Below are 25525 nucleotides of genomic sequence, written 5' to 3'. Positions count from 1 at the left end.
GTCCATGACCGTCACGCCCGACACCGCATCCACCCGGACGAGCGGACCGGTGGCGCCCCCCACCGTGCACCGCACCGTGGTTCTCGCCATCGTCCTCGTCAGCTACTTCATGATCGTCCTCGACAACTCGATCATCTTCACCGGGCTGCCCGAGATCCAGCGCGGGATGGACCTGTCGCCGACGGCGCTGTCGTGGGTGCAGAACGCGTACACGCTCGTGTTCGGTGGCCTGCTGCTGCTCGGCGCCCGCGCTGGCGACCTCCTCGGGCGCCAGCGGGTGTTCGTCGTCGGGCTGGCGCTGTTCGGACTGGCGTCACTGCTCGTCGGGACGGCGCAGAACGAGGCGTGGATCATCGCCGCGCGGGCGTTCCAGGGAGTCGGTGCCGCCATCGTCGCACCGTCGTCCCTGTCCCTCATCACCGCGACGTTCCCGGCCGGCCCGGAGCGGACCCGTGCCGTCTCGCTCTACGGCACCACCGCCGGAGTCGGCGCGAGCCTCGGCATGGTCGTCGGGGGTGCGTTGGCGGGGTTGGTGTCGTGGCGCGCCGGGTTCTTCATCAACGTGCCCATCGCCCTGGTGATGATCGTCCTCGCTGTCCGGTACCTGCCGCAGATCGCGACGATCCGCGGCCACTTCGACCTGCCCGGCGCCGTCACGTCGACCATCGGCATGGGTTCGCTGGTGTACGGCATCGTGAACGGTGGCGACCTCGGGTGGACCGCGACGGCCACCCTCGTTCCGGTCGCCGTCGGGGCCGTGGTCCTGGCCGTGTTCGTCCTCAACGAGTGGCGAGCGGTCCACCCGATCATGCCGCTCCGGCTCTTCGCCGACGCGGGTCGTTCCGGCGCCGCGGTCTCCCGCCTGTTGTTCGCCGGCACCGGGATCGCGTTCTTCTTCTTCACGACGCAGTTCCTGCAGGGCGTGTACGGCTGGTCCGCCCTGCAGGCCGGCATCGCGTTCCTGCCGATGACGCTCCTGCAGTTCGCCGTGTCGCTGTTCGTCCCCGGGCTGACCCGCCGGTTCGGCAACGCGGTCCTCGTCGCCGGCGGCATCGCCATCGTCCTCGTCGCTGTGCTCTGGCTCACCCGCATCACGCCGGACGTCGGCTACCTCGCGGGGTTCGCCGGCCCCCTCGTGCTGTTCGGTATCGGGCAGGGCCTGAGCTTCGGACCACTGACCGCCGCGGGGATCGCCGGGGCGCCGGCGGAGGACGCCGGTGCGGCCTCCGGCCTGGTGAACACCGCGCACCAGCTGGGTTCCACGCTCGGGGTCGCCGTCCTCACCGCGGTCGGAGCGGCCGCGGCGACCCTGTCCGGTCGGGTGTCCGACGCCTACACCGGTGCGGCCGTGATGCTGGTGATCGCACTCGTCGCCACGCTGGCGCTGGTGCTGCCGGCCGACCGGCGAGCTCGCGCTCGTGCCGCGAACGGCCGCTGACGCGCTCACGTCACGCTGCGGGGCCCCGGTGCACGTGCACCGGGGCCCGCAGCACGTCAGGACAGCGGATCGCCGGTCGGCGGTTCTTCCGTCCGGGTGGGCGCACCGGGAAGCGCACGCTCCGGCAGCCAGATGGTGAACGTCGACCCGGCGGTGCCGCGGCTCGCGAGCCGGAGGCGACCCTCGTGGCTCTCCACGATCTGTCGTGCGATGGAGAGGCCGAGACCGGTGCCCGTGGAACGGTGTGCCTCGTCGGCGCTCCGGAAGAACCGGTCGAACACGCGGGAACGTTCGTCCTCGGCGATGCCCGGTCCTTCGTCCCGCACCGCGACCCACGCCCAGCCGCGGCTGCTTCCGACGCCGATGGTGATCGTCGACCCGGTGGGCGCGAGCCGGACGGCGTTCGAGAGCAGGTTCCCGAGCGCTCGGGCGATCGCATCCGGGTCAGCGAACACGACGGGCCCGTCGTTGATCCGCTCGCGGATCGTGAGATCGCGCCGGTCCGCCAGGACCCGGTACTCGGACGCCGCGGTCCGGGCGAGACCGGCGACATCGACGTCGCGGTCAGTGAACGCTTCGGACCGTGCGCGTGCCGTCGCGAGGAGGTCCTCGAGCAGCCGGGTCATCCGGTGCGTCGACTGCAGGACGACCTCTGCGGCCGCGCGTCGTTCGTCAGGGGTCGCGTGGTCGTCCGCGAGCACGGCCTCGACGTTGGACTGCACGACCGCCACCGGGTTGCGCAGTTCGTGCGAGACATCTTCGACGAGCATCCGCTCCGCCCGGAACGCGGTATCGAGCCGGTCGAGCATGCCGTCGATCGTGTCCGCGAGGGTGTGCAATTCGTCCGGCGGCCCCGCGGCGTCGATGCGCCGCGACAGGTCCGTCGCGGTGATCTCCTGCGTCGCCTTCGCGATGGCGTCGACGGGGCGCAGAGCACGTCCCGCTACCCACCACCCGATGACGAGGCTCAGGGCGAACATCACCACCAGCGCGACGATCGAGTAGGTCTGCAGCGACTGCAGTGACGCGTAGTTGACCGCTCGCTGAACGGTCGCAAGGTCAGCGACCTGAAACTGTTCGCCGGGCTTGTAGACGATGGTCCCGTCGGCGGCCTTGTAGAACTTCTTAATGGTCACCGGGTTGAGGGGTGCGGCGCTGACGGTGCTCGAGAGCGCGACGTAGACGGCGGCTAGTGCCGCGGCCGTGATGCCGAAGAGGACCGCGCTGTACGTCAGGGTCAGCCGCATCCGGATCGTGCGCGCCCAGCTCGGCAGCCGGAGGAAGCGACGACCACCGAACTCCCGGCGCGCACGGTCGAGTGCGGTCATGACGCTGAACCGACCGTCGGGGAACCCAGGACGTCTCGGCCGTCCGGGGTAGCGAGGTCACGCAGCCGGTACCCGCGGCCGACGACGGTCTCGATCGCCGGGTCCTCGTCGTCGACGCTCAGTTTTCGACGGAGGGTCCCGACGGTCACGCGGACCGTCTGCGTGAACGGGTCGGCATTCTCGTCCCAGACGTGCTCGAGGAGTTCCTCGGCGGGCACGACGTACCCGACCCGGCGGAGCAGGTAGCGCAGGACGCCGAACTCCTTGAGCGTCAGGGCGAGCTCACGGTCGCCCCGACGGGCGAGCTGCCGGGCGGTGTCGAGGACGATCGGGCCGTCGACGAGCACGGACGATGCCGCCTCTCCGGAGCGCCGGGTAAGCGCCCGCATCCGCGCCGTCAGCTCGACGAGCGCGAAGGGCTTGACGAGGTAGTCGTCGGCGCCGAGATCGAGGCCGCGTACCCGGTCCCGGAGCTGACCGCGCGCGGTGAGCATGAGGATGCGTGGGCCGACGTCGGCGACGTCAGCGGAGCCTCCAGGGCCGTGCCCCAGCGGGTGGGACGGAACGGAACCGAGCCTGCCGGAGCGGATGTCGTCCGCCAGGTCGAACCCCGTGCCGTCCGGCAGGTTCACGTCGAGCAGCACGATGTCGTACTCGGTCGCCGTCAGCTTCTCGCGAGCTTCGGACAGGCGGAGCGCGGTGTCAACGGCGTACCCCTCGCGCTGCAGGGCGACGCGCAGCGCACTCACCAGCCCGGTCTCGTCCTCCACCAGCAGCACTCGCATGTGGCGAACCTAATCGCGGGTGTTGCGGGGGACCAGGGACTGCGGGACCACCCCTTTCGGTCGGGTTTCGCTTCTCCTTCCCGTCGTTTTCGCCCCTCCGGACTGGAGTGGGACCTCACGAACGACAGGAGGACCACTCATGACCGATGCAGCACACGCAGCACCGATCCCGTCCGCAGCAGCCGTCCTCGAACGCGCGCTCTTCGAGGTGAAGCACGTCATCGTCGGGCAGGACGCGATGGTCGAACGCATGATGATCGGGTTGCTCGCCCGTGGGCACGTTCTGCTCGAGGGTGTGCCGGGCGTCGCGAAGACCCTCGCCGTCCGGACCCTGGCGACCGTCGTTGGCGGCGATTTCGTTCGCCTGCAGTTCACACCGGACCTGATGCCGTCGGACATTGTGGGCACCCGGGTCTGGCGGCCGTCGACGGAGACCTTCGACGTCGAGCGCGGGCCGGTGTTCGCGAACCTCGTGCTCGCCGACGAGATCAACCGCGCCCCGGCGAAGGTGCAGTCCGCGCTCCTCGAGGCGATGGCCGAGCAGCAGGTCTCGATCGGTGGCAGCACGCACCGGCTGCCCGACCCGTTCCTCGTCCTCGCGACCCAGAACCCGATCGAGAACGACGGCGTTTACCAGTTGCCGGAAGCGCAGCGCGACCGGTTCCTGCTCAAGGTCGACGTGGACCACGCCGACGAGCTCGAGGAGCTCACGATCGTGCAGCGGATGAGCGCGGCGCGTCCCGTCGCCCAGCAGATCCTCACCATGACCGACGTCCTGCACCTGCAAGCCGAAGCCGAGCGGGTCTTCGTGCACCACGCCGTCGCGCTGTACGCCGTGCAGCTGGTGATGGCCACGCGGCACCCGCACCGCTACGGCATCCACACCCTCGACGGCGTGCTCGAGTACGGCGTCAGCGCCCGCGGCTCCCTCGGCCTCGTCGCCGCGGCGCGGGCGCTCGCACTCCTGCGCGGACGCGACTACGTCCTCCCCGGCGACATCGCGGACATCGCATCGGACGTGCTGGCGCACCGTCTCGTGCTGACCTTCGACGCCGTCGCCGACGGTGTCGACCCCAGAACCGCTGTGGAGACCGTGCTGTCGGTCGTCCCACAGCCTCGGATTGCCGCATCCGAGGACCCGAGCGCGGTCGCGGCGGGAGCAGGAAGGCAGTACCCCCCAGCTGCGCAGCCCCCCGCCGCGACCGCTCACGACACCACCGCACGGGCGGCGACCCCAGCACACGACGGCGACCGCCGATGACCGACGACCTCGCGTTCCGCCGGCTCGAACTCACCGTCCGGCGCCGAATCGACGGTGTCGTCCACGGCGACCACCAGGGGCTCTCGCTCGGCACGGGCAGCGACCCCGAGGAACTTGTCCGCTACCAGCCCGGCCACGACGTCCGACGGATCGACTGGAACGCCAGCGCACGCGCCGGCGAACCATTTGTGTGGCTCACACGCGCCGAACACGCACTGGAAACCTGGGCCCTCGTCGACCGATCGCCGAGCATGGCCTTCGGGACGACGGACCGCGAGAAGGCAGACGTCGCTGCCTGGGCCGCCGCGGCGGTCGGCCTCCTCACTCAAGGCGGCGGAGACCGGGTCGGCATCGGCCTGATCGGTACCGACACTGTCCGGTGGCTGCCGCCAGGGCCCGGGCGGATCGCGGCCCGACGGATGCTGCGCGCTGCTGAGGGGGAGCGGGACGGCGAGACCGCCATGGACCTGGGCGCAGCACTCGGACGACTCGGGGCCCAGGCGCCCCGCCGCGGCCTGCGCGTCATCGTCTCCGACCTACTCGACCCGATCGGCGCGACGACCGGTCCGTTCGCCTGGGAGCAGCCGCTGCGGAAGCTCGCCGCCCGTAACGACGTCATCGTCATCGAGGTCGTCGACCCCCGCGAGCTCGAACTCCCCAACGTCGGACAGATCGTCTTCGTCGACCCCGAATCCGGCGCGCAACGCGAAGTCGACACCTCCGACCGACGGCTGCGGGCTGCCTACGCCACCGGCGCGGCTTCCCACCGTGCAGCCACGGCGGCAGCGGTCGCCGGCTCCGGCGCCGCACACCTCGTACTCCGCACCGACGACGACCTCGCCCGCGTGCTCACCCGGTTCATCCACCGTCGTCACCGCACCCCCACCCGACCAGCCCGGAGGACCCGATGACCTTCACCACCCCCTGGTTGCTGCTCGCGCTCGTCCCGGTCGCAGCACTCGCGATTGCCTACGTCCTCGTGCAGCGCCGACGTCAGCGCTACGCCGTCCGCTTCGCAACCCTGCCGATGCTCGACAAGCTCATCCCGAAGCGCCCCCGATGGCGGAAGCACCTCCCCGCGTCGCTGGTCCTGCTCGGACTCGCCAGCCTCGGCCTCGCCGCGGCGCAACCCCAGATCGACATCCGCGTGCCCTACGAACGGGCCACCGTGATCGTCGCGATCGACACGTCCGGGTCAATGCAGGCCGACGACGTGCGCCCGAACCGGCTGGAGGCCGCGAAGTCCGCCGCCGAGCAGTTCGTCGACGAGATGCCCGAGGGCTTCAACGTCGGCGCCATCTCCTTCGCGGGTGGTGCCGAGGTGATCGCCCGCGCAACCGAGGACCGCGACAGCGTCCGGCAGGCCATCGCGGCGATGGGTGACGGCGGCGGCGGCACCGCAATCGGCGAGGCCGTGTTCGAAGCGGTCGGAGAGGTGGACAGGTTGAGCGACGACGGCGCTGCGTCTGCGTCTGCGCCAACCCCGACGCCGTCGTCCGCCCCGGACCCAGCAGAACGCATCCCCGCACGCCTCGTCCTGCTGTCGGACGGTGCGAACACCACCGGCCGCGAGCCGGCGGCTGCTGCTGCCGCGGCCCGCGAAGCCGGGATGCCGGTGTCGACGATCGCGTACGGCACCGCCGACGGCACCGCGAACATCTGGGGGAACGAGCAGGCGGTCCCGGTCGACGAGTCGACACTCCGCCAGCTGGCCGAGGACACCGACGGTCGCTTCTACCGGGCGTCGAGCACGGAGGAACTTCGGGACGTCTACCAAGACATCGGATCCTCCATCGGCTGGCACGTCGAACCCGTCGACATCACGCCCTACGTCGCCCTGCTCGGCATGCTCCTCGCCCTCGTCGCCGGCGCGCTCTCGCTCCGCTGGTTCTCCCGCATCATCTGACGATAAGGACAGCGCAATGACTGACCAGCCGCACGGCATCGGACAGCCCCGAGGCCCGCAGACATGGATCGCCGGGCCGCCCGACGCACCACCGACCGGACTGGAGCCGCCCCACCGGCCCGCACCGCGCCTCCAGTCCGCCTTCACCAGCGCCCCCGAGCCGCAGCTGGCTCCCGTCGACACGACCGGACCCGGGCGGCTCCGCGCTCGGCCACGACGAGGGTCTGTTGGTGTCCTCGTCGCCGCCATCGCCCTCGGCGGAACCGCCGGCGTCACCGGTGCCCTCCTCGTCACCCCGGACGCGACCACCGCCCCGAACGTCATGCGACAGACGCAGGAGGCGCCGTCGACCACCTCGACGCAGAGCGACGCGGAGGCAGCCGCGCAACTGATGCTCCGCAGCGTCGTCCAGGTGCGGACGTCCTCCGGTTCGGGGTCGGGCTTCGTGATCGACGACGCAGGCCACGTGATGACGAACCACCACGTCGTCGACGGCTCCGATCGCGTGTCCCTCGTCCTGCCCGACGGCAGCGACGTCCCCGGACGCGTCCTCGGCAGCGACGAAGACAGCGACATCGCCGTCATCGAGGCGCAGGGCCTCTCCGCCCCGGCGGTCGAGCTCGGCGTCAGCGACGATCTCCGCATCGGTCAGCAGGTCATCGCCGTCGGCTCGCCGCTCGGACTGAACGGCACCGTCACGTCCGGCATCGTCAGCGCACTCGACCGCACCTCGCAGCGCTCGACGCAATCGCTCGTGCAGACCGATGCGTCGATTAACCCGGGGAACTCCGGCGGACCGCTCGTCGACCTCGACGGCCGCGTCGTCGGCGTAAACAGCTCGATCGCGACGCTCGGGTACAGGTCCGGGAACATCGGAATCGGCTTCGCGATCCCCATCGACGACGCCGCTCGGATCGCGACGGACATGATCAACGATTGACCGACGAAACGCCCGGCCGCATCGAGACGGCGCCGCTCGGTCCGGAGTCCCCTCAGCCCCGCGTCGCCAGGACGCTCTACCCTTCAGTCCTTGATCGAAGGCGAACCACGGGGTGGCGGTGCGCGCGGACCGGGCGAGATTCCAGCAGCCTTGATCTCAGTTGTAGTCATCGACGACGGTGAGCGTCGCGCCGTCGCCGTCCGTCGGGAAATCAGCTGCATCACAAGCGAAGCCCCAGGAGTCCGTGGTGTCTACGAGAGACGGCACTCTTCGGGGATCATCTGCCTCGCAGGTCAATCTAGTGCCATCACTAAACGTGATCGTCGATACCGGGCTGAACTTGATCCCATTGCTGTTGATGATGGTGAACCCGAGGGTCAGCTCGGTGCCGAATGACGTCGTGTTGAGGACAGCGGAATCGACGGTGTAGTAGCCGGTGTCGGTGTTGTCCGTAATGTCGTTGATCGTCGTCGTGTTCGTGACCTCGAGCGGGTCGGCCTCCTGCTGAGCGCATCCGACGAGAGCGAAACTGAGAGACAAGGTGACGGTCAGTGCAGCAGCGCCCCGGCCAAGCCGCAATTTAGGACAGATCATGGATTGAGACTGGCAGACGGCAAGCACTTCCGCTTCCATTGAGCAGAGCAGCTCGATGAGAAGTGCCATCTACCGCTGAAGAGGACCATCATGCGTGATGCCATGTCGTGCCGAAGAACCTAGTCGTCGCCGTGAACGCGCGGAAGCTACATCCGCTGTGCGTAGACGTCGATGGCTTCCGGGATGCCGGTGATTCCCCAAGGATCCGGGGTCTCGTACATGCTGTGATCGTCTTCTGGAAGCTCTTCGCTGCAGAAGAGGCGGAACGGAGTTCCGTCGTTGATCCGCATCGTTAGCTTCTCGATCGGTCCATCCCACCGTCTGGAATCGATCACGGCGTTGGAGTGAGCCAGCGAGAGCAACGGCACCGGCACCGACCTGCCTTCAATCTCCAGATGACCGAGGTGCCTCGGGTCTCCTGGGACGTAGATCGCCGCCCCATTGTCGAAGTAGTCGCCCACTCCTTCGCCCGACGCTCGTTGAAAGTTGACCTCCATCGTACGGGTGGGAGCAGCTGGTCGCTTGCCCTCTAGCAGCATGCGGACCACACGCGCCCAGATACGACCTGTCGTGGTCGGCAAGCGCTTCGGAACCGGGATCTTCACGTCGGCGAGCCGCTCGATAGCAGCGAGGTCGTCGATGTACTCGGTGACGTTGATCGGAAACGCCGGCACTGAGGGATCGGTGACGGCGGCAATGATCTCCTGTCCGGCGATGACCAGCGTCATGTCGGCGGCGCTCTTGATCGCGTCAGTGAAGCGAAGCGCGCGGGCGACCTCTCGTGCTGGGACGCCCGCGACATCGAACGTTTGCTCCGTCCTGCCAGTCTCACCGGGCTTGTCGACGAACCAGGCCTGGTGGAGCCCTCCGTCGAGGTCGACCTCGATGACCCCGCCCATGACGCCAGCGCCCTGAGCGACGGTGTCGCCTTCGAGACGGGCGGTCTCGTTGCCTTCGGCGTCGTGCAGCACGACGTGGACAGGCACGGACTCGTGCTCTCGCGCCTCCGGGACTACGACAACTTCCGACGGCCCGATCTCGCCTGCGAACCATTCCTCGGGTCCGTGCTTGACGATCGACTTGACCGCACTCTGAGGCAGGGTCACTCGAAGGTTCCGGCCGTACCCAACTACTTCCCGCCACTGACGCTCAACGTCTTTGTCGCTCTGCCCGAACGCGGTGTTGATCGTCAACCCGAGCGGTTCCTTCTCAGCCGCATCCTCACGCTTGGCGACCAGTTCAGCGACGGGGTGGCCGTCGAAGACGCCGATCCGACGTTCCCAGTAGGGGCTGAACCTATTGGCTCGGTCGAGGAGATCCCCAAGAGCGTGTTGAAACTGGTCGTCGGTCTTCGGCAGAACATCAGGGCGCCCTACAAGAGCCAGCGCCCTGTCGCGTTCGCTACGGACCGCCCACTCGTTGATGTCAGGGTTCTTCGCCATCATCTGATCGAGCTCAACCGTTCCCACCGTGTGGGTACGCGGGATTTTCTTTGACTTGAGCCCGGTGATGACCTTTCGCTCTCGGATCGTCCCCTTTGACGGCATGACCAACGACCAATCCGGGGGTTCGTGCTGCTCCGCTGTCTTGAATGAGCGCCTGATCTGCTTGATTCGGCTCCCGCGCGTTGTCGGGAACCCCTCCGGGAAGTACTTCACCTGAAAGATGTGAACCAAGGCGCCTGTCTCCCGATGACGGACCTCGATGTCGATTCCGTCATCGCCACCGCGCCCATCGACAGCCGTTGCGTCGAACCCAAGATTTTGGTAGTGCGTTGTGATGAGGAGGTCTACGAGCCTGTTGAACTCATCCTCGTCAAGCCGCCCCCACTCCACGCGCTCGACGCGCTTGTAATCGCTGCTCATCGAGATCCTCTCCATGACAAGCCTACAAACCGGTTCCGACAGTTGCGGCTTCGCGCGAGAAGGCTTCAACTGCGCGATGCGGCCGACGAACCTCGTTAGCGGATCAGCCTGACCCAGAAGCTCATCACCACACTTGTTGCCGATCTACCCTGCGAAACGATCGGACCGGGCTCGGGAAAGACCGTTCAGTTCGGCGTCGACGGGTCCGTGTACGAGATGGACTTGACGAACGAAAATGCCGAGAAGCTCCGTGAGGCGTATGCGGATCAGGTCGCCGCACCACGGGAGAGCAGGGCTTGATCGACCCGGATTCGAGCGAACTCCTCTAGGCGTACGGACGCTGACGAGCTGGCTGAGATCCCAGAGCGGGTACGAGGTCACAGCGCGTGGCGGCTCGAGCGGACGACCTGAACAGTCGCGCTGGCGGTCACGCCGAAACGAGACAAACTGACGCCGAAACAGACAGTCTGAATCACTTCCAGACATTTTCACCCGCCTAGTCACAGACACAAACGGCCCTACTGCGGCATGTCGACGAACCGCGAGAACATACCGTGGAACGCCACCGTGATGGTGTCCGTCGGGCCGTTGCGGTGCTTCGCGACGATGAGGTCCGCCTCGCCCTGACGCGGGTTGTCCTTCTCGTACGCCGACTCACGGTGCAGCAGGATGACCATGTCGGCGTCCTGCTCGATCGACCCCGACTCACGCAGGTCGGAGATCTGCGGCTTCTTGTCCGCACGCTGCTCCGGACCACGGTTCAGCTGCGACAGCGCGATGACCGGCACGCCGAGCTCCTTCGCCATGAGCTTCAGCGCACGCGAGAACTCCGAGACCTCCTGCTGACGGCTCTCGACCTTCTTGCCCGAGGTCATCAGCTGCAGGTAGTCGATGACCACGAGCTTCAGGTTGTGCTGCTGCTTGAGTCGACGGCACTTCGCCCGGATCTCCACGAGCGTCATGTTGGGGGAGTCGTCGATGTAGAACGGGGCGTCGTTGATGCGGCCCCGGGTCTGCGCGATGGTCGTCCAGTCGCGGGAGTCCACCGTGCCCTTGCGCATGTTCTGCAGCGGCACACTCGACTCTGCCGACAGGAGACGCATCGCGATCTCGGCGCGACCCATCTCGAGCGAGAAGAACGCTGCGGTCTGGTTGTGCTTCAGCGCCGCGGCGCGGCACAGGTCGAGCGCCAGCGTCGACTTGCCGAGTGCGGGTCGGGCGGCGACGATGATGAGCTGTCCGGGGTGGAAGCCGTTCGTCAGGCCGTCGAGCTGACTGAACCCGGTCGGCACGCCGGTCATCTGGCCGTCGCGGCCCTTGGCTGCCTCGATCTCGTCGATCGCCGCACCGATCGCGTCGGTGAGCGGCACGTAGTCCTCGGTCTGCACGCCGCCGGCGACGTTGTAGACCTCCGCCTGGGCGCTGTTGACGAGGTCCGTGACCTCGCCCTCGGACGCGTAGCCCATCTGGACGATGCGCGTGCCGGCGTCGACCAGGCGGCGGAGCACGGCCTTCTCGGCGACGATCGCGGCGTAGTACCCGGCGTTCGCGGCGGTGGGCACCATGCTCGTGACGCTGTGCAGGTACTCGGCGCCGCCCGCGCGGGAGAGCAGGCCGGTCTTCGTCAGCTCGTCGGTGACGGCGATCACGTCCGTCGGCTCACCGTGCGAGTAGAGCGACAGGATCGCGTCGAAGATGACCTCGTGCTTCGGGATGTAGAAGTCGACTCCGCGCGCGGTCTCGATGACGTCGGCGACGGCGTCCTTCGACAGCAGCATGCCGCCGATGGTCGACTGCTCCGCGAGCAGGTCGTGCGGCGGCGTCCGTTCCATCCCACGGTCGGCCATGTCCTGCGGGGACGGATCGAGATGCGCGATCGACACACGGACTCCCTCTTGTTGGATCGACGCGGACCTCGGCCCGCACCGGATTTCTACCCCGGACGACCGACATCCCCTGACGTCCGTCGAGTCGCTCGGCCAAGCTACGGGTACAGAGTTATCCCCAGCAAACATGGCTGTGGATAACTCTGTGGAGAGGTTGCGGAACACGCCGGAGAGCCGTGTGGACAACTGTGGAGGAGTATGTGGACAAGTCGTCGGAGGAACACACGTTCGACCGTTTGACCTGGGCTTTCGTGTTTCACAACGTGTGTGGACAACCCGGGTTCAACTGCACCTTGAAGGTTCACAGCTGGGGCGTTCGAGCTGTGTAGAACGACTTGACAAAGGACCCTCCTGTGGGGAGCGTTCTCGGGCTGCTCCCAGCGAGTCCCGCGGGGGCTGAGCGGTAACCCGTCAGCCCAGCGCGACGTTCGCCCATGCGGCGAGACGCGCCTCCCGGCCGACCGCATCGGGAGCAGACGACGAAGGGCGGGCCTCCCGGAGGAGACCCGCCCTTGCGACGGTGGTGACGCTGCTTACTTGGCGGCGACGACCTGGAGGGAGATCACCGCAGTGATGTCCTCGCGCAGACGCACGGTGGCCTCGTGGTCACCGACGGTCTTGATGGTCGCGGGGACCTCGACCTTGCGCTTGTCCAGCGAGCCGACGCCCTGCGCCTGGACCGCGTCGGCGACGTCCGCCGGGCGGACCGAGCCGAACAGACGGCCGTCCTTGCCGGCCTTGACGGTCAGCTTGATGGTCGCGTTCTCGAGCTTCATCTTGAGGTCCTGTGCCTCTTCGATGGTGGCGAGCTCGCGAGCGGCACGGGCCGCACGGATCGACTCGACCTGCTTCTCGCCGCCCTTGGACCACGCCACGGCGAAGCCCTGCGGGATCAGGTAGTTGCGGGCGTAGCCGTTCTTGACGTCGACGACGTCACCGGCGGAACCGAGGCCGGAGACCTCGTGGGTGAGGATGAGCTTCGACATGTGAAGTCCTCCGATCAGCGGCCGGAGCCGGCGTAGGGGAGGAGCGCCATCTCACGGGCGTTCTTCACGGCACGGGCGATGAGGCGCTGCTCCTGGACGGAGACGCCGGTGATGCGACGGGCGCGGATCTTGCCGCGCTCGGAGATGAACTTGCGAAGGGTCGCGACGTCCTTGTAGTCGATGACGCCGACCTTGATCGACTTCGCGGGAGCGGCGTTCTTGCCGCCCTTGCCGCGAGGCTTCCGGCGGTCGCCGGTGCTCTTTCCAGCCATTGTGATTCCTTAGAGAAGAAGAAGTTGTGTGTCCGTCAGACCGCTGAGGATCAGAACGGGGTCTCGTCGTCGTACGAGCCGCCCGGGGTGCTCCACACGTCGTTCGACTGTGCGTTGCCGCCCTGCTGGCCGCCCTGGGGCGACCACGGTGCGTCCGACTGACCGCCGCCGTTGTTGCCAGCGCCGTTGTTCCCAGCCCAGCCGCCGCCGTTGCCGCCCTGGCCACCGGCGTTGCCGCCGACCTGGCCGCGGCCGCCACCGGAACCACCCGCGGCGCGGGTGACCTGGGCGGTCGCGTAGCGGAGCGACGGGCCGATCTCGTCGACCTCGAGCTCGATGCTCGTGCGCTGCTGGCCCTCACGGTCCTGGTAGGAGCGCTGACGCAGACGACCCTGCGCGATGACGCGGGAGCCCTTCGTCAGCGAGCCCGCCACGTGCTCGGCGAACTCGCGCCACACGCTCGCACGGAGGAACAGCGCGTCGCCGTCCTTCCACTCGTTCGCCTGACGGTCGAACGTGCGAGGGGTGGATGCGATGGTGAAGTTCGCCACCGCGAGCCCGTTCTGCGTGTAGCGCAGCTCGGGGTCCGCGGTGAGGTTGCCCACCACCGTGATGACGGTTTCGCCGGCCATGACCTACTCGGCGCTCGCGGTCGCGTTCGCGGCCTTGCGGGCCGCGCGGGCCTCGTCGCGCTGCTTCTGCGCGGCGACCTGGGCGATCGCCTCTTCGGCGCGGAGGACCTTCGTGCGGAGGACGGCCTCGGAGAGACCGAGCTGACGGTCGAGCTCCTTGGCGGCCTCGGGGGTCGAGGTGAAGTCGACGACGGCGTAGATGCCCTCGGACTTCTTCGCGATCTCGTAGGCCAGGCGACGACGGCCCCAGACGTCCACGTTGTCGACGGTGCCACCGTCGTTGCGGATGACCGCGAGGAACTTGTCCAGGCTGGGAGCGACGGTGCGCTCGTCGATCTCGGGGTCGAGGATCGCCATCAGTTCGTACTGGTGCATGCGGAACCCACCTCCTTTGGTCTCGGCGGCTCCGGGCGGTTCCCGGAGCAGGAGGGTTGATGCATGTGTCCGGCCACGCAGGAGCGGGCGGACAACCCCACAAGCCTAGCGGACGGCCTGGAGGCGCGCCACCGGCTGTGGAGACCGATCGCGCCCGTCAGGCGGTGGCGTCGCGCTCGGCCCACCAGCCGCGCAGACGCTGCTCGGCGTCCTCCGGCCCGAGGGGCCCCTCGTCCATGCGGAGCTCGAGCAGGAAGCGGTACGCCTCGCCCACGGCCCGCCCCGGCGGGATGTCGAGGATCCGCATGATGTCGTCGCCGGTGAGGTCGGGACGGATGGCGTCCAGTTCCTCCTGGTCGGCGAGCGCCTTGATGCGGTCCTCGAGGTCGTCGTACGCGAACCCGAGCCGGTCGGCCTTGCGACGGTTCCGGGTGGTGACGTCGGAGCGGGTGAGCTCGTGCAGCCGCTCGAGCAGCGGCCCGGCGTCGCGGACGTAGCGGCGCACGGCCGAGTCGGTCCAGGCGCCCTCGGTGTACCCGAAGAAGCGCAGGTGCAGCTCGATCAGGCGCGAGACCGCGGCGATGGTGTCGTTGTCGAAGCGCAGCGCGCGGAGGCGCTTCTTCGCGAGCTTCGCGCCGACCAGGTCGTGGTGGTGGAAGCTCACGGCCCCTCCGGGCTCGAGCTTGCGGGTCGCCGGCTTGCCGATGTCGTGCAGGAGCGCAGCGAGCCGGAGCACGGTGTCCGGGGCCTCGCCCGGGTGCCGCTCCGCCTCGTACCCGATCGCCTGGGTCAGCACCGTGAGCGAGTGCTCGTACACGTCCTTGTGGTGGTGGTGCTCGTCGATCTCGAGCCGCATCGCCGGCAGCTCGGGCAGGAACCGCTCGGCGAGCCCGGTGTCGACCAGCAGGCGGATGCCCGTGACCGGCTCGGAGGTGTCCAGCAGCTTGACGAGCTCGTCACGCACGCGTTCGGCGGAGACGATGCCGATCGAGTCCGCGAGCTCGGTCATCGCGTCGCGGACCTCGTCGGACACGGTGAAGCCGAGCTGCGAGGTGAAGCGCGCCGCCCGCATCATGCGCAGCGGGTCGTCCCGGAACGAGACGAGTGCGGCCTGCGGCGTGTGCAGCCGCTCGGCGAGCAGGTCCTCGACGCCACCGTGCACGTCGACGAGCTCGCGCTGGGGGAGTCGGAGCGCCATGGCGTTCACCGTGAAGTCGCGCCGGAGGAGGTCGTCCTCGATGGTGTCGCCGAACGCCACCTCGGGCTTCCGCGTCTCGCCGTCGTACACGTCGCTGCGGTAGGTGGTGATCTCGACCTGCTCGCCGGCGACCCGTGCGGCGATGGTGCCGAACTGCCGGCCGACGTCCCACGTGGCGCTCGCGATCGGCTCGACGATGCGCAGGACGTCGTCCGGCCGGGCGTCGGTCGTGAAGTCGAGGTCGGTCACCGGGCGCCCGAGGAACGCGTCGCGCACCGGACCGCCGACCAGGGCCAACTCGTGTCCGGCGTCGGCGAACGCCCGAGCGAGGAGGGCGACGGGCTCGGTGGATGCGAGTGCGTCGAGTCGTTCGACGGCCTGGGCAACGGACTGCATGACGGACCTCATCTTCCCAGATGACCGTCCACGAGTTCTGCACAACCCCAGCGCGCACGGGATCGTCCCCGTCTGTGCCTCATACACTCGTGCTCGGCCGGAACCGACCCTCGGGCCCTCCTGTATGCAGATCCTCCGCTCCACGCTCGCCGCCGCCGCGACGGCCCTCGTCGCCATCGGTCTCGTCGCCACGCCCGCGATCACGGACCCAGCCCACGCCGCCACCTCGGGCGCGACCACCACCGGCACGGCCGGACCGGACGCGGCGGAACAGGGGAGGACCACGGTCTCGATCGCCCCGGCCGACCGCGGCATCGTCCGGCGCGACGAGGACCTCGAGCTCACGGTGACGATCACGAACGACACCGACGCCGACGTCCCCGCGGGCACGGTCGAGCTCGACATCTTCCGCTCGGAGAGCACACGAGACGTGCTCTCCGACTGGCTCAGCGACACCAGTACAACCGGTTACCTCGGCGCCCCGATGGACGATGTGGACGTCCCGGCCGTCCCGGCGCACCGATCGGTGACGCAGACGGTGCGGATCGTCCCGGGCAACGTCGCGCTCGGTGGGTACTCGTCGTTCGGGGCCCGACGCATCGCCGCGGAGTACTCGGCCGGCGACACCTTCGCCGTCGCGCGGTCGGCCATCACCTGGTACCCGGACTTCCAGCAGACCCCGGTGGGCGTCTCGGTGGCGATGCCGATCACCCTGCCGAGCACGACCGAGGGGCTCATCGGCGCGAACGAGCTGGCGTCGGCGACCTCGCTCGACGGCACCCTCAGGCAGCAGCTCGACGCGGCGGAGGACCACAACGTCGCCGTCGCCGTCGACCCGCGCATCATCGCGTCGATCCGCATCCTCGGCGAGAACGCCCCGTCGACCGCCCGGACGTGGCTCGAACGGCTCGAGGGGCTCCGGAACGAGACCTTCGCGCTGCGGTACGCCGACGCCGACGTCACCGGGCTCCGACAGGCGGGAGCGGACGGAATCCCCGGCGTCATCTCCCTGGACCAGGAGGTCGAGGAGGACGACTTCCCGGGAGCCAGCACCCCGACCCCGACCGCGCCGACCGGCAGCGCCACCCCCGGCGCCTCAGCCACCCCGACCGCGCCGGCCATGCCCTCGGGTGCCGCCACACCGGGCACCGGGCAGGACGGCACCGACCAGGGGGAGACCGCCCCGACGCTCCCCACCACCCAGAGCCTCCTCGACTTCCCGTACTCCATGGACGGCATCGCCTGGCCCGTGGACGGCACCGTGGCGACCGACGACCTGCCGGCGCTGGCGAAGGACGGCACCGAGGCCACGATCGTCTCGAGTGGCAACACCTCGGCCGGCCCCGACACGACCATCGCCGCGTCGGAGCGGATCGGCGACGAGCGCGTGCTCGTCTCCGACCAGGGCATGTCGGCGCTGCTGCGCGACGCCGCGGACGCCCAGGACGAGCAGACCTGGCGCACCGCGATGGCCGAACTCACCGCGACCCTCGCGACCGCGGCCCGCGCCGGCACCGCGACGAGCCCGGTCCTCCTGACCCTCGGGCGTTCGTGGCCGTCCGACTCCAGCGACCTGAGCCGGGCGCTCGACGCCCTCGAGGACACCCCCTGGGTCTCACCGTCCGACCTCTCGACGGCCGCGAAGGCACCGGGTGGCTCACTCACCCTCGCGCCGTCCGACGACGGTGGTGCCCGCCTCGAACAGCTCCGGCGGCTGGTGGACGCGGAGCAGGACCTGACCGGGTTCGCCTCCGCGGTCGACGACCCCGCAGCCGTCACCGCTCCGGCCCGTCTGTCGCTCCTCGCGCTGGCGTCGAACGCCTGGCGGGACGACCAGGACGCACTGTCCGCGGCCATCGACGAACAGGCGGCGAGCTGGGCGCAGACCACGAGCAAGGTCAGCATCCCGGACTCGAGCTCCCTGACGCTGCTCGGCGACCGGTCCTCCCTCCCGGTGTCCGTCCGCAACCGCACCGACTTCCCGGTCACCGTGCGGCTGAGCGTCCGCCCGTCGAGCTCCGCCCTGCGGATCGTCCGAAACGACGTCGAGGTCAAGGTCCAGCCGCAGTCGTCCACCCGTGCGACCATCCCTGTCCGCTCGGTCGCGAACGGCAAGGTCGTGCTGACGATGTCGTTGACGACCCCGACCGGTGTCGACATCTCGCAGCCGTCGACCGTCGAGCTCAACGTGCAGGCGCAGTGGGAGACGGTGATCACGGCCGTCGCCGCGATCGGTCTCGTGGCGCTCTTCGGCTTCGGTGTCTTCCGCAGCATCCGCAAGCGCATCCGTCGGCGGAACGGCGAGCTCGACGACGAGGACGACGACGACCCGAACCGCCCGCTCGAGGTGCAGCCGGAGGCCCCCGGTGCGCCCCGACGGCCGGGAGGCGCGTCCGCCGTCGCGCAGGCGGCCCCCGCCGCCGCCGTGGCCGGCACCACCACCGTGCCCGCCACGGCGCGGACAGCACCGGAGCAGGCGGGTCCGCGTCCTGCGGACGCGCAGGTGCGCGACGGGCGCGGACCGAGCCTCCAGGCCGGACCGCGTGACCGTGACGAGCCCGTCACCGACCCCGAGGAGCCGACCATCAGCACGCAGCAACAGCCCGCCGTCGACGCGGAGCCCGCCGCCGAGCGGAACCTCGGACGGGCGAGTGCGATGCTCGCGGCCGGCACGATGCTCTCGCGCGTCCTCGGCTTCGGCAAGACGTTCGTGCTGGCGTACGCCATCGGTCAGGCGCAGTCGCCGGGTGCGGACGCCTTCGCGCTCGCGAACCAGCTGCCGAACAACATCTACGCGCTCATCGCCGGCGGCCTGCTCTCCGCGGTGCTCATCCCGCAGATCGTCCGCTCGATGCAGCAGAGCACCGACGGTGGTGCCGCCTACGTGAACAAGATCGTCACGCTCGGCGCGAGCGTCTTCGTCGTCATCACGATCATCGCGACCGTCCTCGCACCGTTCCTCGTGTTCGTGTACAGCCAGCAGGCGAGCGAGGACGGCAAGGGCTTCTCGCCGGCGCAGACCGACCTCGCCGTGGCGTTCGCGTTCTGGTGCCTGCCGCAGATCCTCTTCTACGCGCTGTACTCGCTCCTCGGCGAGGTCCTCAACGCGAAGCAGTACTTCGGCCCCTTCACGTGGGCGCCGCTCATCAACAACGTCATCGCCATCGCCGGCCTCGTCGTGTTCATCGCGATGTTCGGCGGGCAGGACGTGAACTCGTCCGTCGGCGCCTGGACCCCGCTCAAGATCGCCGTGCTCGCGGGCAGCGCGTCGCTCGGCGTCTTCGCGCAGGCCGCCTTCCTGCCGTTCTTCTGGAAGCGTGCCGGCCTGTCGTTCCGGCCGGACTTCCGCTGGCGCGGGGTCGGCCTCAAGGCCACGGGTACGGCGGCGGGCTGGCTCTTCGCGATGATCCTCGTCACGCAGCTCGCCGGCATCGTGCAGTCCCGCGTCGCGTCGCTCGGTACCGGAGCCGCGGGCAACGCGGTCCTCCAGAACGCCTGGCTGCTCTTCATGCTCCCGCACTCGATCTTCGCGGTGTCCATCGCGACGGCGTACTTCACCCGGATGAGCCACGACGCCGAGCGCGGGGACCTCGACGCCGTCCGGCGGAACCTCTCGCTCTCGCTCCGGATCGTCGGACTGTTCACGGTCTTCGCGTCGGTGGCGCTCGTCGTCGTCTCGGTGCCCTTCGGCCGGATGTTCGCGAACACCTTCGACGGAGCCCTCGTCATCGGCTCGGTGCTGCTCGCCTACATGCCCGGCCTGGTGCTGTTCAGCATGCTCTTCATCATCCAGCGGGTGTTCTGGGCCTTGCACGACCACCGCACGCCCTTCCTCATGCAGTGCGTGCAGTCGGTCCTGTTCGTCATCGGTGCCCTCGCCGTGGCGACGTTCCCGCAGGACCTCGTCGGCGTCTCGATCGCGGCGTGCACGACGCTCGCCGGCACCGCGCAGACCATCGTCGCGCTGGTGCTCGTGCGCCGACGCCTCAACGGCATCGAGGGGCCCGTCGTGACGCGCTCGCACGTGCAGTTCGTCATCGCCGCGCTCATCGCCGGTGTCGCCGGAGCGGTCGTCGTGTACGCACTGGGCGCCTTCTCGGAGGACGGGTTCGCGATGTCCGACCGCACCGGTGCGCTCGTCACGATCGCCCTCGCCGGCGCCGTCATGGCCGTGGTGTACTTCGGCGCTCTGGTGGTGGCGAAGAACGGTGAGATCTCGGGCGCCGTCGCGCTGCTCCGCAAGCGCCTCGGCCGCTGACCGCCGCCTGCACGCACACCGGTGGGCCGGAATGTCCCGCCGGTAGCATGTGTTGACCCTGTCAGCACTCAACGGAAGGGCAGCGAGGCATGCGCCAGCTCATCATCATCGGTTCCGGTCCCGCCGGGTTCACCGCCGGCATCTACGCCGCGCGCGCAGAGCTCAAGCCCCTGATCGTCGCGTCGAGCGTCGAGACCGGCGGCGAGCTCACCAAGACCACCGAGGTCGAGAACTTCCCGGGCTTCCCCGAGGGGATCCAGGGCCCGGACCTCATGATCAAGATGCAGGAGCAGGCCGAGAAGTTCGGCGCCGAGGTCCTGTACGACGACGCGGTCTCGGTCGACCTGACCGGCGAGGTGAAGAAGGTCACGGTCGGCTCCGGCGAGACGTACGAGGCCCTCGCGGTCATCTACGCGACCGGCTCGGCGTACCGCCACCTCGGCCTCGCCGACGAAGAGCGACTGTCCGGCCACGGCGTGAGCTGGTGTGCCACGTGCGACGGCTTCTTCTTCCGCCAGAAGAACATCGCCGTCGTCGGCGGTGGCGACTCGGCGATGGAAGAGGCGACGTTCCTCACCCGCTTCGCCGACAAGGTCACGGTGATCCACCGCAAGGACACCCTGCGTGCATCGAAGATCATGCAGGACCGCGCGATGAACGACCCGAAGATCGAGTTCGCGTGGAACAAGGAGGTCACGGGCATCCAGGGTGACTCCGCGGTCACCGGCGTGACCCTGAAGGACACCGTGACGGGCGAGGAGTCGGAGCTCGCGCTCGACGGTCTCTTCATCGCGATCGGCAACGACCCGCGCACGCACCTGATCCACGGCCAGATCGACATCGCGCCCGAGGGCACCATCGCCGTCCAGGGCCGTTCGTCGAAGACCAACCTGCCGGGCGTCTTCGCCGCGGGTGACGTCATCGACCCGACCTACCGGCAGGCGATCACGGCCGCCGGTTCCGGTACGGTCGCGGCGCTCGACGCCGAGAAGTACCTCGCCGACCTCGACGACGCGATCGTGGACCAGGCCGAGGGCGTCACGCCCGAGGGCCCGGCGATCATCGACGTCGAGGCCGCGCGGGTCTGATCCCACCGGAATACCGCAGCGGCTCAGCCGTTGTACCCACTGAACTTCTCGAAGGAGCACACATGTCCAACGCCAAGGCCGTCACCGACGCCACCTTCTCGGACGAGGTCCTCAAGTCCGACAAGACCATCCTCGTCGACTTCTGGGCCGAGTGGTGCGGCCCGTGTCGCGCCGTCTCCCCGATCCTCGACCAGATCGCCGCGGAGCACGCCGACAAGATCGAGATCGTCAAGCTGAACGTCGACGACAACCCGCAGTCGGCCATGAACTACCAGATCACGTCGATCCCGGCGATGAAGGTGTTCAAGGGCGGCGAGGTCGTCAAGACCGTCATCGGCGCGAAGCCGAAGCCCGCGCTCGAGGCCGACCTCGCGGAGTTCCTCGCGTAGTCAGACCAGCAGCACCGAACGGCCCCGCCCTCCCCGGAGAGCGGGGCCGTTCGGCGTCCACGGGCGCCGAACGCGCCGCGGGGTGCCACCGGTTCAGGATCGGCCCCTGCCTCCCACCGCGGATCCGCAACGGATGTCGTAGTGTGGCGGGAATGTCCCACTGATCGGAGCACACGATGACGAACGGCAACAGCCTCGACCCCTGGTACGACTCCTACGCCCAGCGCACCGCCGGGCTGAGCGCCTCCGAGGTCCGAGCCCTGTTCGCCGTCGCCTCCCGCCCCGAGGTGGTCTCGCTCGCCGGTGGCATGCCGTTCGTCTCCGCGCTGCCCCGGGAGCTCGTCACGGGTTCGATCGACCGCGTGATGACCGAGGACGCCGCCATGGCGCTGCAGTACGGCGGGGGACAGGGGCTCCGGTCCCTGCGCGAGCACATCGTCGACGTGATGAGCCTCGAGGGCATCCGTGCCAGCGCCGAGGACGTCGTCGTCACCACCGGTTCGCAGCACGCGCTCGACCTCGTCACGCGGCTCTTCATCGACCCGGGTGACGTCGTGCTCGCCGAGTCCCCGTCCTACGTCGGCGCCATCGGTGTCTTCCGGTCGTACCAGGCCGAGACGGTGCACGTCACGACCGACGAGCACGGACTCGTCCCCGAGGCCCTGCGCGAGGCCATCGCGAACCTCCGCACCCAGGGCAAGCGGATCAAGTTCCTCTACACGATCCCGAACTTCCACAACCCGGCCGGCGTGACGATGAGCCGTGAGCGCCGCATCGAGGTGCTCGACATCTGCCGGTCCAACGGCATCCTCGTGCTCGAGGACAACCCGTACGGCCTCCTCTGGTTCGACGAGCCGGCGCCGCAGGCGATCCGGTCGATCGACGACGAGGGCGTCGTCTACCTCGGCTCCTTCTCGAAGACGCTCGCGCCCGGCTTCCGTGTCGGATGGGCTCTCGCACCGCACGCCATCCGCGAGAAGCTCGTGCTGGCGAACGAGTCCGCCGTCCTGGCCCCCAACTCCTTCGGCCAGTTCGTCGTGAACGCCTACCTGGACGCCGCAGACTGGAAGGGGCAGGTCGACACCTTCCGCGGCCTCTACACGGAGCGCAGGGACGCCATGCTGTCCGCCCTGGGGGAGTTCCTGCCGGACCTGTCGTGGACGAAGCCGAACGGTGGCTTCTTCGTGTGGCTGACGTTGCCGGACTCGCTCGACTCGAAGGGGATGCTCCCGCGCGCCGTCAAAGAGCTCGTCGCGTACACCCCCGGTACCGCGTTCTACGCGGACGGTCGCGGCGGCGGCAACATCCGCCTCTCGTTCTGCTACCCGACGTCGGAGCAGATCCGCGTCGGTGTCAAGCGGCTCGCGACCGTCATCAACGACGAGCTCGAGCTCCTGGAGACCTTCGGTCACGCCACGCGCCGAGCGACGACCACCGAGACCCGCTCCTCGGTCGACGCACCGCCGCCGAACGTCTCCTGACCAGCACTTTCCATACTCGTTCCATCCGGAGGACCCTCGCATGGCCGAGCTCACCCGTCGTCACGTCGTCGTCGTCGCGGGAGGGATCTCGCACGAGCGGGACATCTCCCTCCGGTCCGGTCGCCGTGTCGCAGACTCGCTGACCGGGTACGGCTGGCAGGTCGACCTGCGCGACGCGGACGCGTCGCTGTTGCCCGCGCTCCGCGAATCCCCTCCGGACGTCGTCTGGCCGGCGCTGCACGGCGCCTCGGGCGAGGACGGTGCCCTGCGGGGCATCCTGGAGGCGCTGGACATCCCGTTCGTCGGGTCGCGTTCCACCTCCGCGCGCCTGGCCTGGGACAAACCCACTGCGTCCGCGCTGGTCGCTCGAGCAGGCGTACGGACCCCGCGATCCGTCACGCTGTCGCACGACGTCTTCCGCGAGCTCGGTGCCGTCGGTGTCCTGGACGCCATCGCTGCCGATCATCCCGTTCCACTCGCGGTGAAGCCGGCCCGCGGGGGGAGCGCACAGGGCGTGACCCTGGTCGAGGATGCGCACGACCTCCCCCGCGCGATGGTGAGCGCGTACACCTACTGCGACGACGTGGTCGTCGAACAGTTGATCCGCGGTACGGAAGTCGCCGTGGGGATCATCGACACCGGAGACGGTCCGGTCGCACTGGCCGCGGTGGAGATCGTGCCGAAGAGCGGGACGTACGGATTCGACGCTCGCTACAACGCGGGGCAGACCACCTTCTTCACGCCTGCTCGACTGACTGACGGCTTTGCTCGCGCCACCTCCGAGGCAGCCGTGGCAGCGCACACCGCCCTCGGCTTGCGGCACGTCTCACGCGTGGACCTCATCGTCGACGCGGCGGGAACACCCTGGTTCCTCGAGGCCAACGTGCTCCCGGGTCTCACCGAGACATCCCTCGTCCCGCAGGCCCTCAGCGCGTCCGGCTTCGACCTCGGTTGGACCTACGCCGAGCTCGCGGAGCAGGCCATCCGGGACCACCACGTGTGAGCGTGCAACGACAGCGGAAGGGCAGTGTTCCACGTGGAACGCTGCCCTTTGCCGTTCTGGCCGCCGTCCCGTCAGGCGCACTCCTCTTCGGTGAAGTGGTGCACGCCCTCGCAGCACGTGCGGCGCGGCGTGAGCTCCGATCGGCACACCGTGATCCGCACATCGGACGGAACGGCGCCGGCAATTGCGCCGTCGTGGTCCTGGGCTTCTCGAACCCCGGCCAGGCTACGAACGCCGTGAACCGCTGGCGAGCGCGCATCGGTGTCCGGACTGCGATGCGGTGCGAGGCCGAAGGCGATGTCGTTTCCATCGTGTGTTGCGGAGGCGCAGTCCGCGGACGGATGCCCGAGGCGGATCTCCTTGAGCGGGCGGTGCGTGACCTCGGCTGGACGGGCGTGGTCCGGCGCGAACGAGAGAGCACCTCCACGTGGGAGAAGATCGCCAACGCCCGCCGCTTCCTCGGGTCCGCCGACCGCGTCGCGATCTGCTCGAACGGCCTCCATGCGGCGAAGGCGCGCGAGTACCTCCGCCGGCAGGACCCGATCCTGGCTGAAACGTTGGTGCCCGCGCTGGACTATCGCCCCGGAGAGATGTTCTGGGCGAAGCCGCTCTTCGCCGCCGTGGGGATGTGGAAGCTGTTCCGAGTGCACCGTTCCACGTGAAACCGCGTCGTCGGTCGAGGTCGAGTCGGTTCTCTGCTGGATCCGACCCGTCACAGCGTTTCCTCGGGTGCCTATGCACGCGCGCGGAAGAGCGGCGACGCTCTCGTGGTCGGCACCTGGCACCAGCACCCGTCAGCTGATCCTGCCGGAACACTCCGCGGGGCGACGGTCAGGACGCCCCACATGCACCGCAAGGGTGTTGCCGTGCGCATGGCTCCGGCTGACGCCTGAAGCCGATGATGCGGGGGGCGCGCCATTGCCGAGCTGGGATGACGAGACTTCGCTCAACCGCGGGGCGCACCGACAGGGCGAGGACGTCCCGTGCGGCTCAGTGGCCCACACGGTCCATGGCGCATTGGCGCTCCCGCCGATCCAGCTCACCCCCGTGCGCCTCACGAGAGGGGAGCGGCCGGTCGTGCTCCTCCAAGCGCTGCAACGCTGGGCCATCGCTCGCCGAGCTAATGGGCGGCCAATCCCACAGTTCGCGCGGGCCCTGGCACGCCGGGCCCGGAGTGTTCGGCGTGGGGGCCCGCCCTGAGCGCCGTTGCCCGTACTGCTCGGGCCGGACGCCCGCCCTGAGCCCGTCACCCGTACTTCTCAGGCAGTGGACCCACGCCCCGTGCCCCTCCCATTGCCCGTACTGCTCGGCGCAGATACATCGCCCCCACCGGTCACCCCTCCTGCTCGGCCCGGTCCCTAGCCCACCGCATCTCACTCGTACCGCCACGCGGGCGGGCATCGACCCGCGGCCTGGTCCACATCTCGTGGCGCCCGGCTCGCGG

The 25525-nt window shown here is 69.1% G+C and carries 22 protein-coding genes; 12 read left to right on the top strand and 10 right to left on the bottom strand.

The window, feature by feature from the left end; genetic code table 11:
- The first annotated feature begins 4 nt into the window (after positions 1-4).
- A complete protein-coding gene (locus DEJ23_RS10640) occupies positions 5-1438 on the top strand; it encodes an MFS transporter (protein ID WP_111240240.1) in 1434 nt (477 codons plus the stop codon).
- Positions 1439-1494: 56 nt separating this feature from the next.
- On the opposite strand, the gene DEJ23_RS10635 is transcribed toward DEJ23_RS10640, so the two are convergent.
- Together DEJ23_RS10635 and DEJ23_RS10630 are read right to left on the bottom strand one after the other, a co-directional pair.
- Positions 1495-2766, bottom strand: coding sequence for a cell wall metabolism sensor histidine kinase WalK (locus tag DEJ23_RS10635; RefSeq protein WP_111240239.1), 1272 nt, complete (start codon positions 2764-2766; stop codon positions 1495-1497).
- The gene (locus DEJ23_RS10630) at positions 2763-3551 is read right to left on the bottom strand and encodes a response regulator transcription factor (protein ID WP_111240238.1); all 789 of its coding nucleotides are present in this window, start codon (positions 3549-3551) and stop codon (positions 2763-2765) included. Before DEJ23_RS10630 ends, DEJ23_RS10635 begins: the two co-directional genes overlap by 4 nt.
- 139 nt (positions 3552-3690) lie before the next feature.
- On the opposite strand from DEJ23_RS10630, the gene DEJ23_RS10625 reads away from it, so the two are divergent.
- From DEJ23_RS10625 to DEJ23_RS10610, 4 genes are read left to right on the top strand one after another with little or no spacing between them, the layout of a single operon-like run.
- Positions 3691-4812, top strand: a complete 1122-nt coding sequence (locus DEJ23_RS10625) for a MoxR family ATPase (RefSeq protein WP_111240237.1) — start codon at positions 3691-3693, stop codon at positions 4810-4812.
- On the top strand, positions 4809-5723 hold the full coding sequence (locus tag DEJ23_RS10620) for a DUF58 domain-containing protein (protein ID WP_111240236.1): 915 nt from the start codon (positions 4809-4811) through the stop codon (positions 5721-5723). The genes DEJ23_RS10625 and DEJ23_RS10620 overlap by 4 nt, the downstream gene beginning before the upstream one ends.
- Positions 5720-6718, top strand: coding sequence for a VWA domain-containing protein (locus DEJ23_RS10615; RefSeq protein ID WP_111240235.1), 999 nt, complete (start codon positions 5720-5722; stop codon positions 6716-6718). Before DEJ23_RS10620 ends, DEJ23_RS10615 begins: the two co-directional genes overlap by 4 nt.
- A 16-nt stretch (positions 6719-6734) precedes the next feature.
- Positions 6735-7658, top strand: a complete 924-nt coding sequence (locus DEJ23_RS10610; protein WP_111240234.1) for a S1C family serine protease — start codon at positions 6735-6737, stop codon at positions 7656-7658.
- A 156-nt stretch (positions 7659-7814) separates the two neighbouring features.
- Here DEJ23_RS10610 and DEJ23_RS10605 read toward each other — a convergent pair whose 3' ends face one another.
- Together DEJ23_RS10605 and DEJ23_RS10600 are read right to left on the bottom strand one after the other, a co-directional pair.
- Positions 7815-8321, bottom strand: a complete 507-nt coding sequence (locus DEJ23_RS10605) for a hypothetical protein (RefSeq protein ID WP_111240233.1) — start codon at positions 8319-8321, stop codon at positions 7815-7817.
- 77 nt (positions 8322-8398) lie between these two features.
- A complete protein-coding gene (locus tag DEJ23_RS10600; RefSeq protein WP_146240260.1) occupies positions 8399-10117 on the bottom strand; it encodes a hypothetical protein in 1719 nt (572 codons plus the stop codon).
- Positions 10118-10219: 102 nt separating this feature from the next.
- Between DEJ23_RS10600 and DEJ23_RS16075 the strand changes: the two genes are divergently transcribed.
- Entirely contained in the window at positions 10220-10417 is a 198-nt protein-coding gene (locus tag DEJ23_RS16075) for a histone-like nucleoid-structuring protein Lsr2 (RefSeq protein WP_111240231.1), read from the top strand.
- Positions 10418-10635: 218 nt separating this feature from the next.
- Here DEJ23_RS16075 and dnaB read toward each other — a convergent pair whose 3' ends face one another.
- From dnaB to DEJ23_RS10565, 6 genes are all read right to left on the bottom strand, one after another.
- The gene (gene dnaB, locus DEJ23_RS10590) at positions 10636-12000 is read right to left on the bottom strand and encodes a replicative DNA helicase (protein ID WP_375342273.1); all 1365 of its coding nucleotides are present in this window, start codon (positions 11998-12000) and stop codon (positions 10636-10638) included.
- 536 nt (positions 12001-12536) lie between these two features.
- A complete protein-coding gene (rplI, locus tag DEJ23_RS10585) occupies positions 12537-12989 on the bottom strand; it encodes a 50S ribosomal protein L9 (protein WP_058728351.1) in 453 nt (150 codons plus the stop codon).
- 14 nt (positions 12990-13003) lie between these two features.
- Entirely contained in the window at positions 13004-13261 is a 258-nt protein-coding gene (gene rpsR, locus DEJ23_RS10580) for a 30S ribosomal protein S18 (RefSeq protein ID WP_017887834.1), read from the bottom strand.
- A gap of 50 nt (positions 13262-13311) precedes the next feature.
- On the bottom strand, positions 13312-13893 hold the full coding sequence (locus DEJ23_RS10575) for a single-stranded DNA-binding protein (RefSeq protein ID WP_111240229.1): 582 nt from the start codon (positions 13891-13893) through the stop codon (positions 13312-13314).
- Positions 13894-13896: 3 nt separating this feature from the next.
- Entirely contained in the window at positions 13897-14268 is a 372-nt protein-coding gene (gene rpsF, locus DEJ23_RS10570; RefSeq protein ID WP_058728349.1) for a 30S ribosomal protein S6, read from the bottom strand.
- 157 nt (positions 14269-14425) lie between these two features.
- Positions 14426-15862 (bottom strand): CCA tRNA nucleotidyltransferase, encoded by a 1437-nt coding sequence (locus DEJ23_RS10565; protein WP_111240228.1) that lies wholly within the window; start codon positions 15860-15862, stop codon positions 14426-14428.
- Positions 15863-15986: 124 nt separating this feature from the next.
- On the opposite strand from DEJ23_RS10565, the gene DEJ23_RS15845 reads away from it, so the two are divergent.
- The 6 genes from DEJ23_RS15845 to DEJ23_RS10535 all read left to right on the top strand — a co-directional run bounded on the left by DEJ23_RS15845 (position 15987) and on the right by DEJ23_RS10535 (position 24743).
- Positions 15987-20120 (top strand): DUF6049 family protein, encoded by a 4134-nt coding sequence (locus tag DEJ23_RS15845; protein ID WP_220034215.1) that lies wholly within the window; start codon positions 15987-15989, stop codon positions 20118-20120.
- An 89-nt stretch (positions 20121-20209) separates the two neighbouring features.
- Complete coding sequence (gene trxB, locus DEJ23_RS10555; RefSeq protein ID WP_111240227.1) at positions 20210-21208, top strand: thioredoxin-disulfide reductase; 999 nt, start codon at positions 20210-20212, stop codon at positions 21206-21208.
- 62 nt (positions 21209-21270) lie between these two features.
- Complete coding sequence (trxA, locus tag DEJ23_RS10550; protein WP_022832611.1) at positions 21271-21597, top strand: thioredoxin; 327 nt, start codon at positions 21271-21273, stop codon at positions 21595-21597.
- Between the two features lie 176 nt (positions 21598-21773).
- A complete protein-coding gene (locus DEJ23_RS10545) occupies positions 21774-23078 on the top strand; it encodes a PLP-dependent aminotransferase family protein (RefSeq protein ID WP_111240226.1) in 1305 nt (434 codons plus the stop codon).
- 40 nt (positions 23079-23118) lie between these two features.
- Positions 23119-24081 (top strand): D-alanine--D-alanine ligase, encoded by a 963-nt coding sequence (locus tag DEJ23_RS10540; protein ID WP_111240225.1) that lies wholly within the window; start codon positions 23119-23121, stop codon positions 24079-24081.
- A 98-nt stretch (positions 24082-24179) separates the two neighbouring features.
- On the top strand, positions 24180-24743 hold the full coding sequence (locus tag DEJ23_RS10535; RefSeq protein WP_181429217.1) for a YdcF family protein: 564 nt from the start codon (positions 24180-24182) through the stop codon (positions 24741-24743).
- Positions 24744-25525: the final 782 nt, after the last annotated feature.

The sequence above is a fragment of the Curtobacterium sp. MCSS17_008 genome (assembly GCF_003234185.1).
GTDB lineage: Bacteria > Actinomycetota > Actinomycetes > Actinomycetales > Microbacteriaceae > Curtobacterium.
This window is presented reverse-complemented; position numbering and strand designations above follow the sequence as displayed.

Coding starts and splice junctions, on each gene's coding strand:
- DEJ23_RS10575 (WP_111240229.1), bottom strand. CDS start 13,893: ATGGCCGGCGAAACCGTCATCACGGTGGTGGGCAACCTCACCGCGGAC.
- DEJ23_RS10630 (WP_111240238.1), bottom strand. CDS start 3,551: ATGCGAGTGCTGCTGGTGGAGGACGAGACCGGGCTGGTGAGTGCGCTG.
- DEJ23_RS10640 (WP_111240240.1), top strand. CDS start 5: ATGACCGTCACGCCCGACACCGCATCCACCCGGACGAGCGGACCGGTG.
- rpsF (WP_058728349.1), bottom strand. CDS start 14,268: ATGCACCAGTACGAACTGATGGCGATCCTCGACCCCGAGATCGACGAG.
- DEJ23_RS10620 (WP_111240236.1), top strand. CDS start 4,809: ATGACCGACGACCTCGCGTTCCGCCGGCTCGAACTCACCGTCCGGCGC.
- rplI (WP_058728351.1), bottom strand. CDS start 12,989: ATGTCGAAGCTCATCCTCACCCACGAGGTCTCCGGCCTCGGTTCCGCC.
- DEJ23_RS10565 (WP_111240228.1), bottom strand. CDS start 15,862: ATGCAGTCCGTTGCCCAGGCCGTCGAACGACTCGACGCACTCGCATCC.
- trxA (WP_022832611.1), top strand. CDS start 21,271: ATGTCCAACGCCAAGGCCGTCACCGACGCCACCTTCTCGGACGAGGTC.
- DEJ23_RS10605 (WP_111240233.1), bottom strand. CDS start 8,321: ATGGCACTTCTCATCGAGCTGCTCTGCTCAATGGAAGCGGAAGTGCTT.
- DEJ23_RS15845 (WP_220034215.1), top strand. CDS start 15,987: ATGCAGATCCTCCGCTCCACGCTCGCCGCCGCCGCGACGGCCCTCGTC.
- rpsR (WP_017887834.1), bottom strand. CDS start 13,261: ATGGCTGGAAAGAGCACCGGCGACCGCCGGAAGCCTCGCGGCAAGGGC.
- DEJ23_RS10625 (WP_111240237.1), top strand. CDS start 3,691: ATGACCGATGCAGCACACGCAGCACCGATCCCGTCCGCAGCAGCCGTC.
- DEJ23_RS10635 (WP_111240239.1), bottom strand. CDS start 2,766: ATGACCGCACTCGACCGTGCGCGCCGGGAGTTCGGTGGTCGTCGCTTC.
- DEJ23_RS10545 (WP_111240226.1), top strand. CDS start 21,774: ATGACGAACGGCAACAGCCTCGACCCCTGGTACGACTCCTACGCCCAG.
- trxB (WP_111240227.1), top strand. CDS start 20,210: ATGCGCCAGCTCATCATCATCGGTTCCGGTCCCGCCGGGTTCACCGCC.
- DEJ23_RS10540 (WP_111240225.1), top strand. CDS start 23,119: ATGGCCGAGCTCACCCGTCGTCACGTCGTCGTCGTCGCGGGAGGGATC.
- DEJ23_RS10615 (WP_111240235.1), top strand. CDS start 5,720: ATGACCTTCACCACCCCCTGGTTGCTGCTCGCGCTCGTCCCGGTCGCA.
- DEJ23_RS10600 (WP_146240260.1), bottom strand. CDS start 10,117: ATGAGCAGCGATTACAAGCGCGTCGAGCGCGTGGAGTGGGGGCGGCTT.
- DEJ23_RS10610 (WP_111240234.1), top strand. CDS start 6,735: ATGACTGACCAGCCGCACGGCATCGGACAGCCCCGAGGCCCGCAGACA.